This is a genomic window from Flavobacterium limnosediminis JC2902, from assembly GCF_000498535.1.
Lineage (GTDB): Bacteria > Bacteroidota > Bacteroidia > Flavobacteriales > Flavobacteriaceae > Flavobacterium > Flavobacterium limnosediminis.
Genome location: NZ_AVGG01000003.1, coordinates 80288 through 101227, shown reverse-complemented (window position 1 = coordinate 101227; position 20940 = coordinate 80288). Strand labels below are relative to the sequence as shown.

The following is a 20940-nucleotide window of genomic DNA, read 5'->3' as shown; positions in this document are numbered from 1 at the left end:
ATTCGTGCATTCGTGGCTCAACCAATTGTTTTCTGCCACGAATGCACGAATGTTTGTTTTGTGTTTTCGGAGTTTTTTCGAAGCGAATGGCTCGGGCTTTATTGGTAATCCTTATTCCCGCTTTCCGTTGCAATCTTTTCCTTTGAAAGAAAAGGAAAAGGATTTCCACTGCAATCGGGGCTATTGAAGTATTGGTATTGAATTTTTGGAAACATTTTCAAATTTTCAAATTCACAAATTTCCAAATTATAGTACTTTTGCTCTATGAAATGGTTTACAAACATCTTCAAGAAAGAAAATCCTTCAAAAGAAGTAATCAATCCCATGGAATCGGAGATTCTACAAACTCCACAAAATAACATAAACGAAGTGAGTAAAAAATTTTTAATTGTAGGTTTAGGCAATATTGGTGCCGAATACGTCAACACCCGTCACAACATCGGATTCAAAGTCGTAGATCATTTGGCGAAACAGGAAAGTGTTTCCTTCGAAACCGTAAAATTAGGTGCGCTTGCCGAATGTAAAATCAAAGGAAGAACCCTTTTGTTGTTAAAACCCAATACCTACATGAACCTAAGCGGAAAAGCCGTGCAGTACTGGATGGAAAAAGAGAAAATCGCCAAAGAAAACGTATTGGTCATTACCGACGATCTGAATTTACCCTTCGGAACCATCCGTATCAAACCCAAAGGCAGCGACGGCGGACATAACGGACTAAAAAGCATCCAACAAACCTTAAATACTTCTGATTATCCCCGTTTCCGTTTCGGCATCAGCGATGAATTCAAAAAAGGGAAACAGGTCGATTACGTGCTTGGTGAATGGGATGAAGAAGAAAAGACAAAATTACCTGAGCGTCTGGATATGGCAACAGAAGCTGTGAAATCATTCGCACTGGCCGGCTTGGGTAATACGATGAGTGAATTCAACGGAAAGTAACTTTGAGGTATCCTGGATTTTTAGTTTTACAGTAAAAAACAGGAAGTTTGCCAAAATTGTATTTTGTTGGTTGATTTATACTAAATAATACTATATTTGCACCATTGACTCGCGATGCTATAGCTTTCTATAGGTAAGTGAGTTTGACTTGGGGATGTAGCTCAGTTGGCTAGAGTGCTTGACTGGCAGTCAAGAGGTCGTGGGTTCGAGCCCCATCTTCTCCACAGTTTAAATTAAAGAAACCTTGTAAACACCTCGTTTACAGGGTTTTTTGTTTTTTATTTGTACGAGGAATTGACGATAAGTGATGCCTCTATCATTTTATACTGAAATCGTATGTTGAGGAATGTGAAAATCCAACCGTAAAGTGAAACAATGGGGGGATAAAAAATGAGCTTAGGTAAATAATCAGCTGTCGATTTTCGGTTCTTTCTTATTGTTGATACCTGAGATGTTCGTTTGCTTCACAATGATTAAAACGGTCAAATCCGGTGATTTTTTTCTCGATTAAGTTAGTTTTTATACATTTTGTTAGAATAGTAATAAAGTTGTTATCTTTGATTTTACCTAAATATAACCTCAATAATTTATGTGGAAATCGTTTTCAATTAAAACACAATTAATATTAATCCTGCTGATACCTATTTTGGGATTAATTTATATGACCACGTCAAACATTAAATTTTCTTTAAACAATTATAAAAGCATAGATCATAGTTTAGGATGTATCAATAATATAGCTTCGCTTTCAAGAGGGATATCCGAGATCAGCGTAGAGAGAGGGTTTTATGTCTATTCAATCTATGATCCTTCCAAAATGGATAGGTTCGGGGTTGAGAAACAAAAAACGCTCGATTGGTTTACAAGTACAAAATTTAACGATACCGTAATCGCCAATAATCTTATTTCCTTAAAGGCTTCAATTTTAGAACTGCAATCCGATATAGAAAGAAAAAAGGATTCTAATGTAACTACTTTTGTTAAATACACGCTTCTCAACAAAACATTATATAATTTAATTGAAAGAGAAATAGTTAATTGCGAGCATGCAAAACTGACCAAACTGGCCAATAATTATTACAATTATGTGACATTGAGAGAAGCGATGCTGTTAAAAAGAGGTGTTGTTTTGCAAAAAATAATAAACAATGAAAAGCAACTGAAACTTGATGATTCATTGTTGGAATTGTATTTTAAAGCCAAAGACTATGAAAGTGTCGTTGATTTTAAACTGGCTAATTCAGATTCTAATGATGTTAACAGAAATCTGATCAATTTCAGAAAATCAGATAGTGTTTCGGATCTAAATGCGGATGCCGAATCTATTATTGAAAACAAATCGGATAAAACTACCGAATCATGGTGGAAAGAATCGAACGCAGTCATCTCAAAATTAAAAGAATCCGAAAAAAAGAACTTGGCATACATTCTTGATTATGCTAATGATGAAAAAGAAGCTGCTTTAAAATCGATCCTACTTTCGACTTCACTTTTATTGATTTTTTTATTGGTTGTCATTTCGCTTACCTATAAATTAATCTCGAATTTATCTAAAACCCTGGTTTCAATATCTTCATCCATAAAAAAGATATCTATGGGAGAAATGATAGAAGATCAGGATTTTGTGGGGAATAGGGAGTTTGATCAAATAAGGAGTGCATTTAATGGATTATTGGCTGCTAAAAGAAATCACATTGATTTGGCATTGAAAATCGGATCCGGAGTTTTTGGAGCAACGATTCCTGTTCGAAGTGATAAGGATATACTCAATAAATCGTTGAATTCGATGTCTTTGGAATTGGACCGGTTGAACAAAGATGCTAAGGAAATAAGCCTGATGGAGAAAAGCATCATTGAGGTGAATAAATCAATTGTGGAATCTAAGGACTTATATGATTTTGGAGCTAATATCTGTCAAACCATTGTGCAGCAAACCCAAGGATGTCAGGCTAATTTTTATGTGTTGAACGAATCAGAAAGTACAGATCAATTGTACAGAATCGGCGGATATGCAGATGATAAAAGCACGCAGCAGGTAATTGCTGTCGGAGAAGGATTGGTTGGGGAAGTTGCGAAAATAAACGAGCAGAAATGTTTGAATAATTTGCCGGGAAACTACTCTTACATAGCGTCTTCACTGGGGAAATCACCGTATTACAATGTTTTAATCACCCCTGTTTCCTATAAGAAAGAAGTGATTGGCGTCATTGAAATAGGATCACTTGAAAATTTCGATGAAAGTCATAAGAAATTATTGAATGCTGTATCCCGTCCTATAGGAAGTGCCATTGAAGTGTTTGTCAGAAATGAAGAATTGAAAAAATCGGTAGACGAAATAAACCGGAAAAACAATATTCTTCAGATTCAGGAAGAAGAACTTCGACAAAGTAATGATGAGTTAAACAGACAAGCCGTACTTTTACAACAATCGGAAGAAGAGCTTCGAAATCAGGCGGCCGAATTGGAACAGACCAATGCGTACCTGGAAGATCAGCGACATGAACTTGAGGAAAAAAACCATGAAGTAGAGATCAAAAATAATGAATTGTTCATTGCTCATCAGGATTTGAATAAAAGAGCGGAAGAAATAGAACAAGCCAGTAAATACAAATCGGAGTTTTTAGCCAATATGTCTCACGAATTGAGAACGCCTCTGAACAGTATTTTAATTCTTTCAGACATACTGAAAGAAAACAGTGCCGGTAATTTAACGGAGGCTCAGATAGATAATCTTTCGGTTATTAATTCTTCCGGAAACGATTTGTTAGGACTAATAACTGATATCCTGGATATTTCTAAAATTGAATCCGGAAAAGTAGAATTTCATGCCGAAACAGCAACAGTTGAAAAGATATCTTCTGAAATTCTGGCTTTATTTCAACCTCAAATGCTGAAAAAGAATATCGAATTTACCAGTATTCTGTCAGACGACTGTCCCGGGGAATTAAATACGGATATAGGAAAACTGGAGCAAATCATAAAAAACTTTTTGTCAAACGCACATAAATTCACACCCGAAAACGGAAAGGTTACCCTGCGTTTTTCTTCGGCTAACGGTAAAGAATATTTTAATTCACCGTTTTTATCTCAATTGGCTCCGTATGAAATTCTTTCGGTACATATAGAAGATAACGGAATAGGAATATCAGAAGAAAATAAAACAAAATTGTTTCAGTCTTTCCAGCAGGCTGACAGTTCTACCAGCAGAAAATTTGGAGGCACGGGACTCGGATTGTACATTTCAAAAGAACTCTCTCATATTTTAGGCGGTGAGGTCGATTTTGAGAGTGAATTAAATAAAGGCAGTATCTTCAGCGTTTATATTCCGGCAATTTTTAAGGTCAGTGAAACATCCCAACAGATACTATCTGAAACAGTGCTTGACGAAAAACAGGAAATAGTATCAAAATCGGAGCAAGCAAAGCCGGAGATCACAATTGATTTGTCTGAGAACTTAAATGACGACAGAAATAAAGTAACTTATGATGATAAAACAATACTAATCATAGAAGACGATGTTTCTTTTGCCGAAGTATTGTTGCAGGTAGCTCACGATAACGGATTTAAAGCCATTATTGCCCATCAGGGAGAAACAGGTTTTCAATATGTTAAGCAATATAAGCCAAAAGCAATTATTCTGGACATGAAATTACCGGGAATTGACGGATGGACGGTACTGAAATGGCTAAAAGAAGACAAAGAAATGCATCACATTCCTGTACATGTAATGTCGGGGATGGACAGGGAAAAACTGGCTACAGAAATGGGAGCGTTTGATTTTCTGATGAAACCAATTACCGTTGAAAAACTAAAAAGCGCTTTTGAATCCATCGAGACTCAAATAGCTAAGGTCTTTAAAAAAGTATTGATTTTAGAAGACGATGTAAATCTTAATTATTCAATAAAGGGATTGGTTGAAAACACATATAAAAATGTTATTTGTATTCAGGCACATACTTTGGCAGAAGCAGAGGATGTGTTGAAAAATGACCTTGTGGATTGTGCAATTATGGATATAGGTTTGAGTGATTCCAATGAAATTAAAAGTATAGAAAAACTCAGAAAAATTTCAAAAAACAAAGACATTAATATTATTGTTAATACGGGAAGATCTCTATCTCAGGAGGAAGAATTGGAACTTCAGGGCAGTGTTGACGGTATTGTTATCAAAACCGCAAATGTTACCGACAGATTAAAAGATGAGTTGGTGCTTTTTTTAGATAAAGTTAAATCACCCAATGAAAGGGAGTACGAGGTAAATGAGGATTTATTGGGTGGGGGCACTCTTACGGGTAAAAAAATATTGATTGTCGATGATGATATCAGAAATATTTACGCCCTTTCGAGTGCTTTAACAGCCAAAGGAGGTGTTGTTTTAACGGCTTTCAACGGAATTGAAGCGCTTGAAGTACTTGAAAAAAATTCCGATGTTGATGTGGTGCTGATGGATATTATGATGCCTGAAATGGACGGATTCGAGGCAACTCGGAAAATAAGAGAAAAGTACGAATGGAAAAACTTGCCGATCATTGCTTTGACTGCCAAAGCAATGAAAGGGGACAGAGAAGAAATTTTGAATGCGGGAGCTTCTGATTATCAATCCAAGCCAATCGATATTCAAAAGCTTATTTCATTAATCAGTATATGGATTTATAAATAATGATTGATTTTGGCGATCTTGATGAAATTGTATTTTTGATACAAAAAATATACGGCTACGACTTTTCCGATTATTCCAGGGCTTCGTTGCTCAGGCGTATTAATCGGTTTATGGAGAATTCCAAAGTGAGGTCTGTTTTTGATTTGAAATATGAATTGGTAAATAATCAGGGGACTTTTAATAAATTTGTGAATGAAATAGTTGTTAATGTAAGTGATTTTTTCAGGGATCCGAGTTTTTTTAAATCCTTAACAACAAACGTTTTTCCGTATTTGGAAAGTTATCCGAGTATTAATATATGGAGCGCGGGTTGTTCTTTCGGGGAAGAAACCTATTCTTTGGCAATTCTCCTGAAAGAATTTGAATTGCTTCATAAATCAAGATTATATGCAACTGACATAAGTTCAAATGCCATTGAAAAGGCAAAAAAAGGGATCTATTCAAATAAAAATTTTAAAGAGTATTCCGGTAATTACTTTGCCTGCGGAGGGAAGGAATCATTCAATGAGTATTTTATTTCGGATAAAAATAATTTTATAGTAAACTCAGATTTGAAAAAAAACATCCTGTTTACCCGTCATAATTTGGTTACTGACGGTGTTTTTAAGGAATGTCAGCTTGTTTTGTGCAGAAATGTCCTGATTTATTTTAATGAAGATCTGCAGGACAAAGTTTTAAATTTATTATACGACAGTTTACCCATAAACGGTTTTTTAGCGCTGGGAAGTAAGGAATCTTTGCGCTTTAGCAGTGTTGGTGATAAGTTCATGGAAATTGATAAAACGGAAAGGATTTATAAAAAAATAAGATAAAAATGGAAATGATTGTCATTGGTGGTTCTGCCGGGGCTTTTCAGACTCTCTTATCCATTCTTGAAGGTATGGACAAGAAAATACGTATTCCGATTGTTCTTGTTTTGCACAGATTAAAAGATCAAGGTTCATTGTTGGAAAAACATATCCAATTAATGACGCATTACAAAGTTAAAGAAGCTGAAGACAAAGAATTCGTAAAAGAAGGATTTTTGTACACAGCGCCACCGGGTTATCATTTGTTGTTAGAAGAAGACAGGAGTTTTTCATTGGACTCTTCGGAAATGGTAAATTACAGCAGACCTTCGATTGATGTTACTTTCGAATCATTTTCGCGGGTTTTAAAAGAAAAATGTTGTGGTATATTGCTGTCAGGTTCAAATCATGACGGTGCAAAAGGTTTAAAGAAGATTGCTGACAATGGCGGGAAAACCATAGTGCAGGATCCTGATGAAGCCGAATTTGCTGTCATGCCAAAGGCAGCAATTGAAATTTATAAAAAGCATGACGTAGTAACGTCAAATAATATCATTAAAAGACTAAATTATGGTTTCAGCTAAGAAGCATACCCTATTGTTGGTTGATGACTTGCCGCAGAATTTAATAGCTTTAAAAAGTGTTTTAGAACGTGCCGACAGAGAAATAATTACATGTACTTCCGGAAATGAAGCGCTGCAAATATTACTGAAAGAAAAAGTTTCTTTAATTCTTGTTGATGTTCAAATGCCGGAAATGGATGGGTATGAGTTTGTGGAAATTGTAAAAAGTCACCCTGCAACTGCCAATATTCCTACCATTTTTGTGACTGCAATAAGCAATGATCAGAGCTATATAACAAAGGCTTATGACTTAGGTGCCATCGATTTTTTGTTTAAACCACTAAACGTCGAAATGACCCGTAAAAAAGTTGATTCTTTTTTGCGAATTTGGGATAATGACCAAGAGTTGAAACTTTTAAATGATAAGCTTACCGTTAAAAATCAGGAATTAGAGCAATTCGCCAGCATATTAGCACATGATTTAAAAGCACCTTTACGGAACATAAAAAGTTTATTGGAGATTATAGAGGATGAAAATGCAATGAATCTTAAAGGTGAGCCCTCTAAATTATTTGAAATGGTAAAAGCATCAACCGTAATAATGTCCAGATTGATTGATGACTTACTTCACTATACCAGAAATATTCAAAATAATGAAGGGACCGAAAAGGTGAACATATTGGCTACCGTTGAAAATGTAATAAAACTTATAAATCCTAAGAGTAATACTACTATCGAAAAAGTAAATTTGGATCATTTCATTATGTTTCAGCCAATGGCATTAAATCAAATTGTATTAAATTTAATATCTAATGCAATAAAATATAATGATAAAGATGTTGCTGATATTGTAATTACTTTTGATTCTGATAAATGTTCTTTATCTGTTAAAGACAATGGACCCGGGATAGATGAAAAATACCATACGAAGGTTTTCGAAATGTTTCAGACATTGGGTAATAAATCAAATGGGGAAAGCAGTACCGGTATCGGATTAAGTCTGGTGAAAAAATTGACTGAAAGGAATAATGCGAATATAAAAATAAATACTATTCCGGATTCCGGATGTGAATTTCTAATCACAAATTTGGTTCGGGCTACTTCATAATTAAAGTTTTTTAAATTATAATAAATCAAATTTGGCCTTTTTGAACGGGCGTGTTTTTGATTGCCATTTTCCAAGCGGTTAGGCTTGTTTGCTCGATTTTCAACCCGTTACTCAAACTCCAATCAATCATTTTGTTTTGTTTTTTCTGAGTATTCTATTGGAAACAGTGTTGCTTTTCTATATGTAATAACTGCTGAGATAGACGTCTAAAACGTTGCATATTTTTTAAATCGGAAATATGAGTGCATAATTTTTTTTCTCTTTCATAAAAATTTCTTAATTTTAATCACCTGTAAATGAAATGTTTACAGTGTCCCTATCTTAGAATTCGATCAATTTGTTTAAACTAAATATAGGGAGTTATGAGTGTATTGAAAAAGGTATTATTAGGCTTGGCATTGCTTTTAATTGTTGTTGTTCTTTTAGCAATGCTATATGTGAAAACGGTACTTCCCGATGTAGATTATGCCCCGATTATGAAAGTTGATGCTTCCCCGGAAAGAATTGAAAGAGGGAAGTATTTGGCGAATCACGTAGCAGTTTGTATTGATTGTCATTCCAAAAGAGACTGGTCTAAGTTTTCCGGCCCACCGATAGCTGGAACTTTTGGAATGGGCGGCGAATTGTTCGATCAGAAATTTGGTTTTCCAGGTGCGTACTATTCCAAAAACATCACACCGGCAGGAATCAGTGATTATACAGATGGGGAACTTTTTCGTGCCATCACAACCGGAGTAAATAAGGATGGTGAAGCGATGTTTCCGGTGATGCCCTTTCATAATTACGGCAAGATGGATCCGGAAGACATTAAGGCAGTAATTGCCTATGTTCGTACCTTAGCGCCGATAGAAAATGTAGTTCCTCAGTCATCCTCCGACTTTCCCATGAATTTTATTATTAATACCATTCCGAAAAAAGCAATGCCTTCCAAAATGCCTGATCCCAAAAACACTGTTGCCTATGGTAATTATATGGCCACAGCCGCATCTTGCTTTGATTGTCATACTCCATTTGAAAAAGGAAACTTTGTTCCGGGATTTGAATTTGCAGGCGGAAGGGAATTTCCGTTTCCGGATGGCTCTGTGGTGCGCTCCGGTAATATTTCTCCCCATACAACAACGGGTATTGGATTGTGGTCAAAAGAAAGTTTCATTGCGATGTTTAAAGCACGTGAGGACGGTTCAAAACTTCAGACGGGTATTAAGCCGGGTGAATTTAATTCGGTTATGCCCTGGACTATGTATGCGGGGATGAAAAATGAAGATCTAGCAGCTATTTATGATTATCTGAAAACACTACGTCCCGTCGAAAATAAAATCGAAAAGTTTGAAAAAGCAAAATAATTTCTTTCGCACTTCGCCTTAATTGATTGGAGATAGTATGATCTGTTTAGTAAAAAAACACGAAAAGCTACAATAGTAAGTTGTAGCTTTTCGTGTTTTTAATGATAGAAGAAAAACTATTTTTCTGTTTTCGTCAAAGGTGCCCCAACAGCGATATCACAACGGTGTCCTTCCTGACCGTGCGGCGGATTCATTCCCGGTGCAGTGGTAGTGGTTGTAGGATTCAAAAGCGCCGGAACTCCGGAGCTTTGTGCGGTTGTGGCTGTATTTCCTGAAGTTGCAGTAGCTGAAGGAGTTACAGTGAAGGATGGATTAGTCATCTTTTGAACAGTTGCAGCCCCTGGTTGTATAGTTGTTTTATTTCCCGGAGGCGAGTTTAAAGGCGCTCCCACTTTAATGTCGCAACGGTGTCCGGGCTGACCGTGAGGCGGATTCATACCTTTGGCTACCGTAACAGGCGCGGGAGGTGTAACCGTTGTAGTGGTTGTCGGTGTAACCGTCATGTTTTGTTGTGGCATTTGTGCCGGCTTTTGCGCGATATTAGTGCCGTTTACAATCTCATAGACCGAGGGAACCGGTTTTTGGCTTGCCGTATTTTCTTCAGCGGTTTCCTCTTTTTTACAGGAAACTAGCGATATGGTCACCGCTAAAACAAGGCTTGAAAAGTATTTTTTGTTCATTTTTCAAAATTTTAGTAAACCCAAAAGTACTGTTTATTGTTTTGTTTTTACAGTATAACATGTTAAAAATAAGCCCTTAGCTGAATATTTCCGGTATGGATGGTCTGACTGGTTTCACTTTTTCTGCCCTGATAATTCACATTCACATCCAAATACTGGGTTAAATTTTTCTGAACCAACAAATTCCAGGTGAGGTTTTTTCCGGGTTGCAGCCCCTCCAGCATTTGGTAAGCCACCGCCGATAATTGATTGCCTTCAAAGACGTTTTTATAAAAGGAAAACTCGCCGCTCATTGTGAATTTCTTTTCGGATGAATACGTAAAGGATGTTCCCATTCGTTGCTGCTTCAGGGTTTCCATCTCATTAATCCGGTTTTCTTTGTTCTGATATTCATAGAAAATGTCCCAACTGGCATTTAGGGAAAACAGATAAGAAATTTTCGGAGCCAACAGATAGCCTTTCAATTCATAGTTTTTGCCTGGATAGTTGTCCGAAGTAACGGTACTGGAAAGTGTCTTTCCGTCAAAACCAAACAACCATATTTTTTTAACCAGATGGGCATACTGCGCCTGATGGGAATCGTTTTTACCTTCCTGAGTCCCGGCTGAAAGCAACGCTTTTGCGTGGTTGTTAAGATACGTGTAGGTTATGGAATGGTGTTGTTTTCCGCGGTTATAAAACAAACTGTTCCGGAACGTCGCATTGAGCCCCAATAAGTCCTTATCGCTGGTGGAAAACGGATTCAGGTCGAAATTATCACCCTGCCGCTCAATTTTACGGTCCATCAGAAATGAAGTCTGGTTGTATAACGTTGACAGTACTTTTTTAAACCCGTTTTCATTCTGCCACTGAATCGGATTTAAAGTAAGCGATTGCGAGAATTTATTCTGATGGGTTTTGATGAAAATCTGATTCGGAAGAAAAACACGCACATACTTCGCCTGATCCGGAAACGGTGCGACTTCAAACTCCTGTAATTCCTGAACACCATTGAGGTTATAGTCATTCCAGGTGTAAACTCCTTGGCCGGGTTCAACTTCAAGATAGGTGTATTCCTGTTGGGCAAGATATCCGGAACTGGTTTCATAAGCGGTTGCCACTTGGATTAACTGGTCGAAAAAACGATCGGAATACAATATGCGGGAATTCAAGGAAGGTTCATTCCCACGGATGGGGTCCTCATATCGCAAATCACGATAGTTTACAAATACGGCCAAATCGCTTTTTTCGGTCTGAATCAGTTTCGATTTCAGATAATAGGAATGGGAGGTGTTCACCTTCTGAGTAAATCCGTTCTGCAAACTGTCATTGCTTCGTTGCAGATAACCGATTTCGGTATAGACTTTCGTACTGTCGCCCCGCCCGATAAAAGCACCAAATTCCTTGTAACGCTGACTCAAGGCCGAAAACTGATCGGTAGCCTTTATTTTTTCTTCGTTGTCTTCCATTCTAAAACTGCCGCCCACCCAGTTTTTCCTGAAATTGTATTTTGCCAGGGACTGACTTCGGATGAAACGGGAATCCGAATCCTTCGCGTCACTTTGTAAAGCGCTGCTATTGTTGGAAAACGTCCATTGGTTGAGTTTGAAAAGACCGTCCACCACATGACGTGTCCCCGAAAAACTCTCCGTAAAATCCAGTTTTTCCAGCTGATAGCGAGCGAATCCTTTTCCGGGCAATTCAAAATTCACTCCGGAAATCAATAAACTTTGATCGCCTTGGGGATTGGTTAAATTCCAGTCGCGATCGAATTCAATGGTAAATAAACGTTCGATGGTTTTGAATTCCTTCTGCACGAATTGGTAGTTGGCAAACCCGTCCACATTCCATTTTTTAGAAAAAAGTCGTTGCTTGGCGTTTATTTTTCCGGCAATGCCTTGGTTGTCAGTATCATCTATGGAAGAAAATAAGTTCTTGTCGTTGTTGCTGAGGCCGAATTCAAAATCAATATTGGTTTTCTCACTCGGATTATATTTACCCAAAACCGTTGCAATCTGGATTTTTGTGGGCGGAATCAATCGGATTATCGGTTCGTAATTTCCCTGTGGAACACCGGCTAGTGGTGCCACATATTGGTAAATCCGACCAATGGCCTGACTGCTTGAAAGTACATAATTTCCTAGGTTGTTGCCAAGCAGAGTGAATTTTACGTTATACAAAACATCTAATGGGTCGTTGGAATACTCAAAAACTTCGACACCACCCAATAATACTTTCTTGTACAAAATTTTATTTTCGGAATAACTGTCTTCATAGGCGGAAGGCGCGGTCATCAGATCGGGATCATCACCGGCCTGAACCAGTATCTGTGCCTGTTCCGGGGATAAGTTTTGTTGTAAAGGCTGGTTTTTTACATCATTTTCAGAATAAAGAAAACCCCCGATGCTCCATTTCTCCCGCTCATGGGTTACGCCTCCGTAGGTTACAAAACGGGTATAACTCCGATCGGAATACTGATATTCCACGTTAATCCGCATCTCGGAAGTTATTGGAAACAGTGATGTAAACCGGATTTCACCCGCGTTGTAATCAATCGTATAATCATTATTTTCGCCGCGTTCCAGCAGAATTCCGTTTACATAAACCCGCTCGGAACCTGAAATGACCAGAACATACAACTCACCGTTCGGACCTTTCAGTTTATAAGGTCCCTGATTGCCTTCCAGACCCGTAAAGGTACTTTTGGCGTACTGACCGCGAACGATGGCTCCGGCTGCAAACACATCGGTTTTGTTTTCGGGTTGGCCGAAGGTAAAATGAGTCGATAAGCCCTGTACTTTTTTGTTGAAATTCAGAAAGCGGGATTGTCGGTTTTCAAGGAATAAGTCGCCGGCACGAATTGCCCATTTATCGGAAAATAATTCCACAAAAATCTGATCAAACTCATCCAGTTTCTGCGAGTAACCGCCTTCCTGAAGCGGAATGTTACTGTCTTGTAACGAAGCGCGCAAACTGACCTTTTCTGAGATTTTACCCGTAATCTGCAAATCCAGATTAGAATTTACCACTGCATTCTGATTGTTTCCTACCGTAACACCTCTCGAAATACTTCCCGAAGTGCTCAAGCCGTCGAAAGGTTTGAAAGTGGCAATCGGTTCGCGGGAAACCCGATACAAATTTTGTCCGGCTTCGTTACTTACCACTCGGCTTTGGTCGTAAATACTGTATTTTTTAGTCAGGTAGTCGGGGAATTTCAAATACCGAACGGTCAGAGTGTCTTGCGATTGGAAATTATTTTTAAAAAACAGAGTTCCTTTCTGAAAATCAACGGTGTAGAAAAGTGTGTCGATTTCGTTTCCGGATTTATCCAAAAGCTTGAAAAATTCCTTATTGATGCTAATGCTGTCAATGAAAACCGGTTTTTCGGATACCGTAATTTTTTTGGTTTGGTAAGGCGTTTTGGTTTCCTGAGCCCAGACTGCAGAAAAACATAGGAAAAAAAGAAGTAAACACGCCTGTTTCAACATAACTACTATAACTCGGAATTCCCAAAAGTAGTATTTATAATTGACAAGAAATATAAAAGCCGAAAACGGTTATTGTTTTCGGCTTTACTTTTATTTGTTTGTTATTCTTTCGTGACAATCTGCATTGTTTCGCGGCTTATTTGTTTCACCAGAACTGTTTTGTCTTTCTCTACCATTTTGATGGCTTTGTCGGTAAAATGACGGATGGTGTACAGCGATACATTTTCATTGTAAGAAATCTTGAATTTCTTTGCCAGAATCTTTTTTAGTTCTTCGAAATTGCCGAATTTATCTTCAATGCAAACCGAGAAACTGATCGCTGTGTTCTGAATCAAACTTACTTTGACTTTGTATTTGTGGAATAATCCGAAGATTTCGCTGATGTTTTCTTCCATAATGAAGGAGAAATCAATCGAAGAAAGGGATAACAGCAATTGGTTTTTCTTCACGATGAAACATGAGGTTTCCGGCTCCAGATGGGTTCCTTTGGCGATGCTGGTTCCCGGTAAAAGCGGATTCAGGAATGATTTTACATACAACGGAATTTCTTTGCTTTGCAGCGGTTGTAAGGTTTTAGGGTGGATTACCGAAGCACCGTAAAACGCTAACTCGATAGCTTCGCGATACGAAATCTGATTCAATAAAGTGGTGTTTTCAAAATACCTCGGATCGGCATTTAAAACGCCCGGAACGTCTTTCCAGATGGTTACGCTTTCGGCATTTAAACAATAGGCGAAAATCGCAGCCGTGTAATCGGAACCTTCACGGCCTAAAGTGGTGGTGAAGTTGTTTTCATCCGAACCCAGGAATCCCTGAGTGATGTTTAAGACTTTCTTTTTTACGTTTTTGGAGATGTTTTTTTGCGTGGTTTCCCAATCTACAATCGCATCACGATAGGTATTGTCGGTTTTGATAAGGGTGCGGACATCTACCCAGTTGTTTTTTACTCCGACATGATTAAAGTAGTGACTTAGAATAGTCGTCGAAATGATTTCCCCCATGCTTACAATCTGATCGTACACGAAATTGTAATTTGGTGATTTGTTCGAGCTTAAGAAGTATTCCAAATCGCTGAAATGTTTGTTTACAGCTGCAAAAACGGAATGTTTTTCGTCTTCAAACAAATCCAGTAAAATCTGATTGTGGTATTTCTTTACTTCCTGAACCGAAGCATTCAATTCCTTGGATTTGTCAAAATAATTTTTGATTACCACTTCCAAAGCATTGGTAGTTTTTCCCATAGCCGAAACTACAAGAAGTACATCTTCATAACCTACCTGTTGTAAAACACTGTGTACGTTTTTAATGCCTTCGGCATCTTTTACGGAGGCTCCTCCAAATTTAAAAATTCTCATGTTGTTTAAAATATTCCAATCCTCTGAATTTCGGAAAAACCGGATTCAGAATTCCGGATTGATAGTTGTTGAATATAGTTAGTTGCGGTTTAAAAAGGCCGCAATTCCTTCTTCGTTCATTTGAACCACTCTCCAGTCGTCCAATATTTTCGCTCCCGATTTTTCATAGAAATCGATGGCGTTTTGGTTCCAGTCCAATACATTCCATTCAATTCTTCTAACGCCATCGGCTTTGCCTTGTTTCATGATTTCGGTATATAGTGCTAACCCCAAACCCGTACCGCGCATTTTTTCTTTCACAATCAGATCTTCCAGATGGATGGTTTTTCCTTTCCAGGTCGAATAACGATAATAATACAAGGCCATGCCTGTGATTTCTCCGTCAACTTCTGCTATAAAAGTGTGAAATAATGGCTTATCGCCAAAACCGTCACGCACCAAATCGGCCACGGTAACCACTACGGCATCGGGTTCTTTTTCGAATATCGCCAATTCGCGTATCAAATCAAGAACGGCCGGCATGTCTTTTTCGGTTCCTTTTCTGATGTGCATGGCTTTATTTTTTCTTCTTTTTCTTAGTTGTGGTTTTTTTGGTCGCCGGTTTTGCCGTTTGTTTTACGTAGGGTTTATATAAACCGTCTTTTTCGGCTCTTGCTTTTGCATTGGCGGCTCTTTCTTTGGCTTCGGGATGGGAACTTAACATTTTTTCGATGAAAGACGCCTCTTTGCCCTCGCTTAATTTGGCCAGTATGGTAAAGGCCGATTCCACAGCATTCACATTGTATCCGTTGCGTTTCATGAAATCATACGAATATAGATCGGCTTCCGATTCCTGTTTGCGGCTGTGTTTGCTGTCAATCATCGCATTTCCGATTTTACCCAACTGGCTGTCGGTTAGCTTAGCCACATCGGCTGACTGAGAAGCTACCGCATCGGTTAAGGCTTCTTTCTGGTAAGCTGCTTTGATGGCATCTCGCGAATCGTGATTGGCAACGTGTCCGATTTCGTGTCCGATTACGGCTAAAAGTTCGTTGTCGTCCATGATGTCCATCAATCCGGAATAAACTCTTACGCTGCCGTCCGCAGTGGCAAAGGCGTTTACTTCTTTTAATTTGTAAACTTTGAAATTCAGTTTTAACCCATTTTCACTGGCGTGTTTTCCGAAAACTTTTTTTAATCGGATGGTGTACGGGTCTTTGTCATCGGCAACGGGATTTTCCTTATCCATTTTGGCAACGGCTTCACGGGAAAGGTTTGCGGCATCTGCATCGCTGAATGTAAAACCGGTAATTCCTTTTTGAACCGCTCCCAATGCTTTTTCTCCTAAATTGATTTGGGCGTTGGTATTTTGTAATCCTAAAACTGCAAACAGCGTAACAAAAAGTAAAGTTGTTTTTTTCATAAAATTAAAATTAAGGCGAAAGACATTTATGATTATTTTTATATCCGTTTGAAAATGAATATTATTTCAAAATATTGCATTATAAATCAAAAATATGATTAATATTTGCAACCGCAAAAACGACATGCCAATAATGAAACATCGTAACAAGACCTTAGGTGAATTTATCATCGAAAAACAAGAAGAATTCAAGTATTCGTCCGGAGAGTTATCACGTATTATCAATGCCATTCGTCTGGCTGCAAAGGTAGTAAATTATAAAGTAAATAAAGCCGGGTTGGTGGATATTGTAGGAGCCGCCGGTGAGCAGAATATTCAAGGAGAAGATCAGCAGAAATTAGACGTTTATGCCAATGAGGTCTTTATTCAGACGCTGACTAACCGTGAGATCGTTTGCGGTATTGCTTCGGAAGAAAATGACGATTTTATCGCTATTCATGGAAAAGCCGGGGACGATAATAGTAAATATGTGGTTTTGATGGATCCGTTGGATGGTTCTTCCAATATCGATGTGAATGTTTCCGTGGGAACGATATTTTCGGTATTCCGAAGAGTGACACCGATGGGAACTCCGGTTACACTGGAAGATTTTTTGCAACCGGGCGACCAACAGGTAGCGGCAGGTTATGTGATTTACGGAACATCTACCATGTTAGTATATACTACCGGACACGGCGTAAACGGATTTACACTTAATCCGGCTATCGGAACGTTTTACCTTTCACATCCGAACATGCAGTATTCCAAAGATGGTAAAATTTATTCGGTAAACGAAGGAAACTATATTCACTTTCCGCAAGGTGTGAAAGATTATATTAAATACTGTCAGATGGAAGAGGGCGATCGTCCGTATACGTCACGTTACATAGGAAGTTTGGTTTCCGATTTCCACCGAAACATGATTAAAGGCGGGGTTTATATATATCCGACCAGTTCCAAGGCGCCAAATGGTAAACTGCGTTTGTTGTACGAATGCAATCCGATGGCATTTATTGCCGAACAGGCAGGCGGAAAAGCTTCAGACGGGTACGGAAGAATCATGGAAATCCAGCCGACGGAATTACACCAACGCGTTCCTTTCTTCTGCGGAAGCCAGAACATGGTGGAGAAAGCCGAAGAATTTATGGCGAAATACAAGTAGGTGCTAAGTTACTAAGGTACTGAGTTCTATAAAAAGGGAAAAGGAGTGAAAAGAGATGTTTTTACTCCTTTTTTCGTTATTTATGTTTTCTGTCAGTTGCTGGGAAACTTACTACCTCAGTACCTTAGCGCCTCAGTACCTCAAAAAACTATTTATTCATATGCTGCATTTCATAGATAAATGTATCCAGATCTACATGTAATATTAAGAGAGATAGTGCTTTTTCCACGATCAGTTTGACATTGCCCGGTGTAAATCCTAAGGCTAAGGCAAATTTCTCCAGAATCTCTTTTTGTTTGGGTCCCAGAACCTTGTCCGCATAAACCATTCGGGATAAATCGTAAAGCCGCTCCAGTCGGTGAATGTAAACGGATGGTGCATTAATGGGGTATTTCAGAGGATTCTCAAGGATTTCCTCATACTCCTCTTTAGAGATTTCCAACTTAACAGCAAGTTTGTCAAGAAATGCTTTTTTTTCGGGGCTCCAATCGCCGTCGGCAAGCGCAACCCTAACAATGGCAGAAAAATGTCCCTTATTACGAGCTTTAAATTCGCTATCAAATAAATCTGAAATTGACATAGTTGTATGTTTTAGTTAAACTCAAATTTACGAATTTTCTGTTTCGTTAGTATTAAATTGGTAAGCTTTTCTTAACGGAAGAAAGCAATTATCAAAATAAATTGTAAGTTTGAATACCCAATCTTTAAACTGTTTAAAATGTCGGAATTTCTAACGTATTTCAATATTGGTCTTCATCATGTGCTGGATATTAATGCTTACGATCATATCTTGTTTCTGATTGCCCTGGTGACCCCTTATGCTTTTAAAGACTGGAAACAGGTCTTCATATTGGTTTCTCTGTTTACAGTCGGACATACTTTGGCGCTGATGCTCTCTGTTTTCGGAGTGGTGTACATCAAACCAGGTCTGGTCGAGTTTCTGATTCCGATTACGATTCTGATCACCGCGCTGTTTCATTTGTTTACAGCTGGAAAATCGGGGAAACAGGAAAGTATTGCCTTTGTGGCATTGGTGACGGCATTCTTCGGAATCATCCACGGGTTAGGGTTCTCCAATTATTTTAAAACCATTTTGCCTGGAAGCGCCTCCGATAAATTAGTTCCGCTTTTGGAATTTGCCGTAGGGATAGAAGCGGCGCAGATTTTAATTGTGGTGGCTGTTTTGATACTTTCCTATGTGGTGCAGACGTTCTTTAGGTTTTCAAAACGGGATTGGTCACTGGTTATGTCGGCTTTTGTGGTTGGAGTGGTGCTGCCGATGATTATCAATAGCGAGATTTGGAACAGATAAGTTTATAATGAAAGAAAAGAAAAAAGAAAAATACGATAAGGCTTATTTGCGCATTGCCAAAGAATGGGGGCAATTGTCCTATTGTCAACGCAAAAAAGTGGGAGCAATCATAGTGAAAGACCGAATGATCATTTCCGACGGATATAACGGAACACCATCGGGATTTGAAAACTGCTGTGAAGACCATGAAGGGCTGACCAAATGGTATGTGCTACATGCAGAAGCCAATGCGATTTCAAAAGTGGCCCGTTCTACACAATCGTGTGAAGGGGCAACATTGTATATAACACTCTCGCCTTGTAAGGAGTGTAGCAAGCTGATTCATCAGTCGGGTGTGAAACGCGTGGTGTACCATGAAGGATATAAAGACGATTCCGGATTGGAATTCTTAAGAAAAGCAGGGGTTGAGGTAGATATTATGACGGAATTGGAGTAAGATACGATGCGAATTAAAAAATTATACTTGCCGATTATTCTGGCTACGGCTTTGGCGGTAGGCGTGCTCATTGGCGGTTATCTGAATTTTTCAGGACCGGGAAGGGGATTTGCATCGAATGCGAATCGAAGCAAGCTGAATAAACTTATCGAACTCATCGAAAGCGAGTACGTGGATGATATCAATACCGATTCGATAGTAGACCTGACCGTAAACGGAATCCTTGAAAAACTTGATCCGCATTCGGTTTACATAGCCAAAAGCGAAATGGAGCAGGTGGCTCAAAGTATGAAAGGTGATTTCGTAGGCATCGGTGTGAATTTTTATATGTATAACGACACCGTTGCGATTATTAAACCAATCGAAAACGGTCCGTCGGAAATTGCCGGATTAAAATCCGGAGACCGGATTCTGTATGCCGGGAAAACAAAACTCTTCGGAAGAAAACTGCCAACGGATAGTCTGTTCTCCAAACTGAAAGGGGAAGAGGGATCGAAAGTAAATTTGACCATCTATCGGAAATCAGAAAACAGAAAATTCAATGTAGCCGTTACGCGCGGAGTGGTACCTATAAAAAGTGTGGATATTGCTATCATGCTGGATAAGGAAACGGGGTATGTTAAAATCAACCGTTTTGCCGAAACCACGTATAAGGAATTTCATAACGGTTTACTCGGACTGAAAAAGCAAGGCGCAACGCAACTTATTGTTGATGTTCGGAATAACGGCGGAGGGTATATGGAAATGGCAGCCGATATAGCCGATGAATTTCTTAAGGATGATGAACTTATCGTAAAAACCAAAAATAAGAAAGGGAATATCGATGAAACCCTCGCAACCGAAGCCGGAAATTTCGAAACAGGGAAAGTGTATGTTTTGATCAATGAAAATACCGCTTCAGCGAGTGAAATTTTAGCCGGAGCGCTTCAGGATAACGACAGGGGGACTGTTGTCGGACGTCGTTCTTTTGGGAAAGGATTGGTTCAGAAAGAGATGCCTTTAGGTGACGGCTCGGCGGTGCGATTAACTGTGGCACGCTATTACACACCTTCGGGACGTTCGATCCAGAAACCTTATACAAACGGAACTGATGATTATTTCAGTGATTTCGAAAAGCGTTTCGTAAGTGGCGAACTTTTTGCAGCCGACAGTATTAAAGTGGCCGACAGTCTGAAATTCAAAACCAAAAAAGGACGTATCGTTTATGGTGGAGGCGGAATTATCCCTGATGTTTTCGTGCCGATTGAAGGAAGTCACGGTGATGAGGCATTGGGAATGTTGATGCAATCGGGTTTAATGAGTTATTTCGTTTTTGAACAATTGGATAAAGACCGAAAATCCTTCCGAAACCTGACGTTTCCTCAAATGGTGCAAAAACTGAATGCAACGGATGTGTACTTCAATAACTTTAAAAGCTATGTTTCAAGAAGCGGATTGGTTTTTAATCTGGACAGTCAAAAGGCCGTTGTAAAACGTTATATCGCTGCGGAATTTTCCCGTCAGTTGTTTGATGAGAATAAATATTTTCAAATGGTACTGAAGGAAGATGTGATGGTGAAAAAGGTGCTTGGGAAGAAATAAGATGGCTGATCACAGATTTTAGACTGCAGATGCAAACGTATTTTTGATGTGTCTGAAAAAATGAATAAACTGATATTTAAGGGCTTCCCGTCATTTAAAGACGAAGCCCTTGTTTTTTTAGAGGTTAGTATCTCAGGAAATAGTATTGGGCAAGCGGTGTAACTG

At 38.7% G+C, this 20940-nt stretch carries 16 protein-coding genes and 1 tRNA gene; 11 read left to right on the top strand and 6 right to left on the bottom strand.

The window, feature by feature from the left end; genetic code table 11:
• The first annotated feature begins 324 nt into the window (after positions 1 to 324).
• From pth to FLJC2902T_RS05015, 7 genes are all read left to right on the top strand, one after another.
• Positions 325 to 939 carry an aminoacyl-tRNA hydrolase gene (gene pth / locus FLJC2902T_RS05045; protein WP_051364257.1) on the top strand — a complete coding sequence of 205 codons (615 nt, stop codon included), beginning with the start codon at positions 325 to 327 and terminating at the stop codon, positions 937 to 939.
• 150 nt (positions 940 to 1089) lie between these two features.
• A tRNA-Ala gene (locus tag FLJC2902T_RS05040) sits at positions 1090 to 1163 on the top strand.
• A gap of 365 nt (positions 1164 to 1528) precedes the next feature.
• A complete protein-coding gene (locus FLJC2902T_RS15725) occupies positions 1529 to 5599 on the top strand; it encodes a response regulator (RefSeq protein WP_023578689.1) in 4071 nt (1356 codons plus the stop codon).
• Entirely contained in the window at positions 5599 to 6411 is an 813-nt protein-coding gene (locus FLJC2902T_RS05030) for a CheR family methyltransferase (RefSeq protein ID WP_035677318.1), read from the top strand. Before FLJC2902T_RS15725 ends, FLJC2902T_RS05030 begins: the two co-directional genes overlap by 1 nt.
• Before the next feature lie 2 nt (positions 6412 to 6413).
• Positions 6414 to 6971 (top strand): chemotaxis protein CheB, encoded by a 558-nt coding sequence (locus FLJC2902T_RS05025; protein ID WP_023578687.1) that lies wholly within the window; start codon positions 6414 to 6416, stop codon positions 6969 to 6971.
• Positions 6958 to 8058 carry a sensor histidine kinase gene (locus FLJC2902T_RS05020; protein WP_035677315.1) on the top strand — a complete coding sequence of 367 codons (1101 nt, stop codon included), beginning with the start codon at positions 6958 to 6960 and terminating at the stop codon, positions 8056 to 8058. Before FLJC2902T_RS05025 ends, FLJC2902T_RS05020 begins: the two co-directional genes overlap by 14 nt.
• A gap of 362 nt (positions 8059 to 8420) precedes the next feature.
• Positions 8421 to 9401 (top strand): c-type cytochrome, encoded by a 981-nt coding sequence (locus FLJC2902T_RS05015; RefSeq protein WP_023578685.1) that lies wholly within the window; start codon positions 8421 to 8423, stop codon positions 9399 to 9401.
• Between the two features lie 116 nt (positions 9402 to 9517).
• On the opposite strand, the gene FLJC2902T_RS05010 is transcribed toward FLJC2902T_RS05015, so the two are convergent.
• From FLJC2902T_RS05010 to FLJC2902T_RS04990, 5 genes are all read right to left on the bottom strand, one after another.
• The gene (locus FLJC2902T_RS05010; protein ID WP_023578684.1) at positions 9518 to 10081 is read right to left on the bottom strand and encodes a hypothetical protein; all 564 of its coding nucleotides are present in this window, start codon (positions 10079 to 10081) and stop codon (positions 9518 to 9520) included.
• 62 nt (positions 10082 to 10143) lie between these two features.
• Positions 10144 to 13548, bottom strand: a complete 3405-nt coding sequence (locus FLJC2902T_RS05005; protein ID WP_023578683.1) for a hypothetical protein — start codon at positions 13546 to 13548, stop codon at positions 10144 to 10146.
• 101 nt (positions 13549 to 13649) lie between these two features.
• Entirely contained in the window at positions 13650 to 14903 is a 1254-nt protein-coding gene (locus FLJC2902T_RS05000) for an aspartate kinase (protein ID WP_023578682.1), read from the bottom strand.
• 78 nt (positions 14904 to 14981) lie between these two features.
• A complete protein-coding gene (locus FLJC2902T_RS04995) occupies positions 14982 to 15455 on the bottom strand; it encodes a GNAT family N-acetyltransferase (protein ID WP_023578681.1) in 474 nt (157 codons plus the stop codon).
• Positions 15456 to 15459: 4 nt separating this feature from the next.
• Positions 15460 to 16305, bottom strand: a complete 846-nt coding sequence (locus FLJC2902T_RS04990; protein ID WP_023578680.1) for a M48 family metalloprotease — start codon at positions 16303 to 16305, stop codon at positions 15460 to 15462.
• A gap of 133 nt (positions 16306 to 16438) precedes the next feature.
• Between FLJC2902T_RS04990 and fbp the strand changes: the two genes are divergently transcribed.
• Positions 16439 to 17446, top strand: a complete 1008-nt coding sequence (fbp, locus tag FLJC2902T_RS04985) for a class 1 fructose-bisphosphatase (RefSeq protein ID WP_035677312.1) — start codon at positions 16439 to 16441, stop codon at positions 17444 to 17446.
• Positions 17447 to 17594: 148 nt separating this feature from the next.
• Here fbp and FLJC2902T_RS04980 read toward each other — a convergent pair whose 3' ends face one another.
• Positions 17595 to 18026, bottom strand: a complete 432-nt coding sequence (locus FLJC2902T_RS04980) for a TerB family tellurite resistance protein (protein ID WP_023578678.1) — start codon at positions 18024 to 18026, stop codon at positions 17595 to 17597.
• 138 nt (positions 18027 to 18164) lie between these two features.
• Between FLJC2902T_RS04980 and FLJC2902T_RS04975 the strand changes: the two genes are divergently transcribed.
• The 3 genes from FLJC2902T_RS04975 to FLJC2902T_RS04965 are packed head-to-tail and all read left to right on the top strand — an operon-like array spanning position 18165 to position 20775.
• The gene (locus FLJC2902T_RS04975; RefSeq protein WP_023578677.1) at positions 18165 to 18758 is read left to right on the top strand and encodes a HupE/UreJ family protein; all 594 of its coding nucleotides are present in this window, start codon (positions 18165 to 18167) and stop codon (positions 18756 to 18758) included.
• 7 nt (positions 18759 to 18765) lie between these two features.
• Positions 18766 to 19194 (top strand): deoxycytidylate deaminase, encoded by a 429-nt coding sequence (locus FLJC2902T_RS04970; RefSeq protein ID WP_023578676.1) that lies wholly within the window; start codon positions 18766 to 18768, stop codon positions 19192 to 19194.
• A 6-nt stretch (positions 19195 to 19200) separates the two neighbouring features.
• On the top strand, positions 19201 to 20775 hold the full coding sequence (locus tag FLJC2902T_RS04965) for a S41 family peptidase (protein ID WP_035677309.1): 1575 nt from the start codon (positions 19201 to 19203) through the stop codon (positions 20773 to 20775).
• Positions 20776 to 20940: the final 165 nt, after the last annotated feature.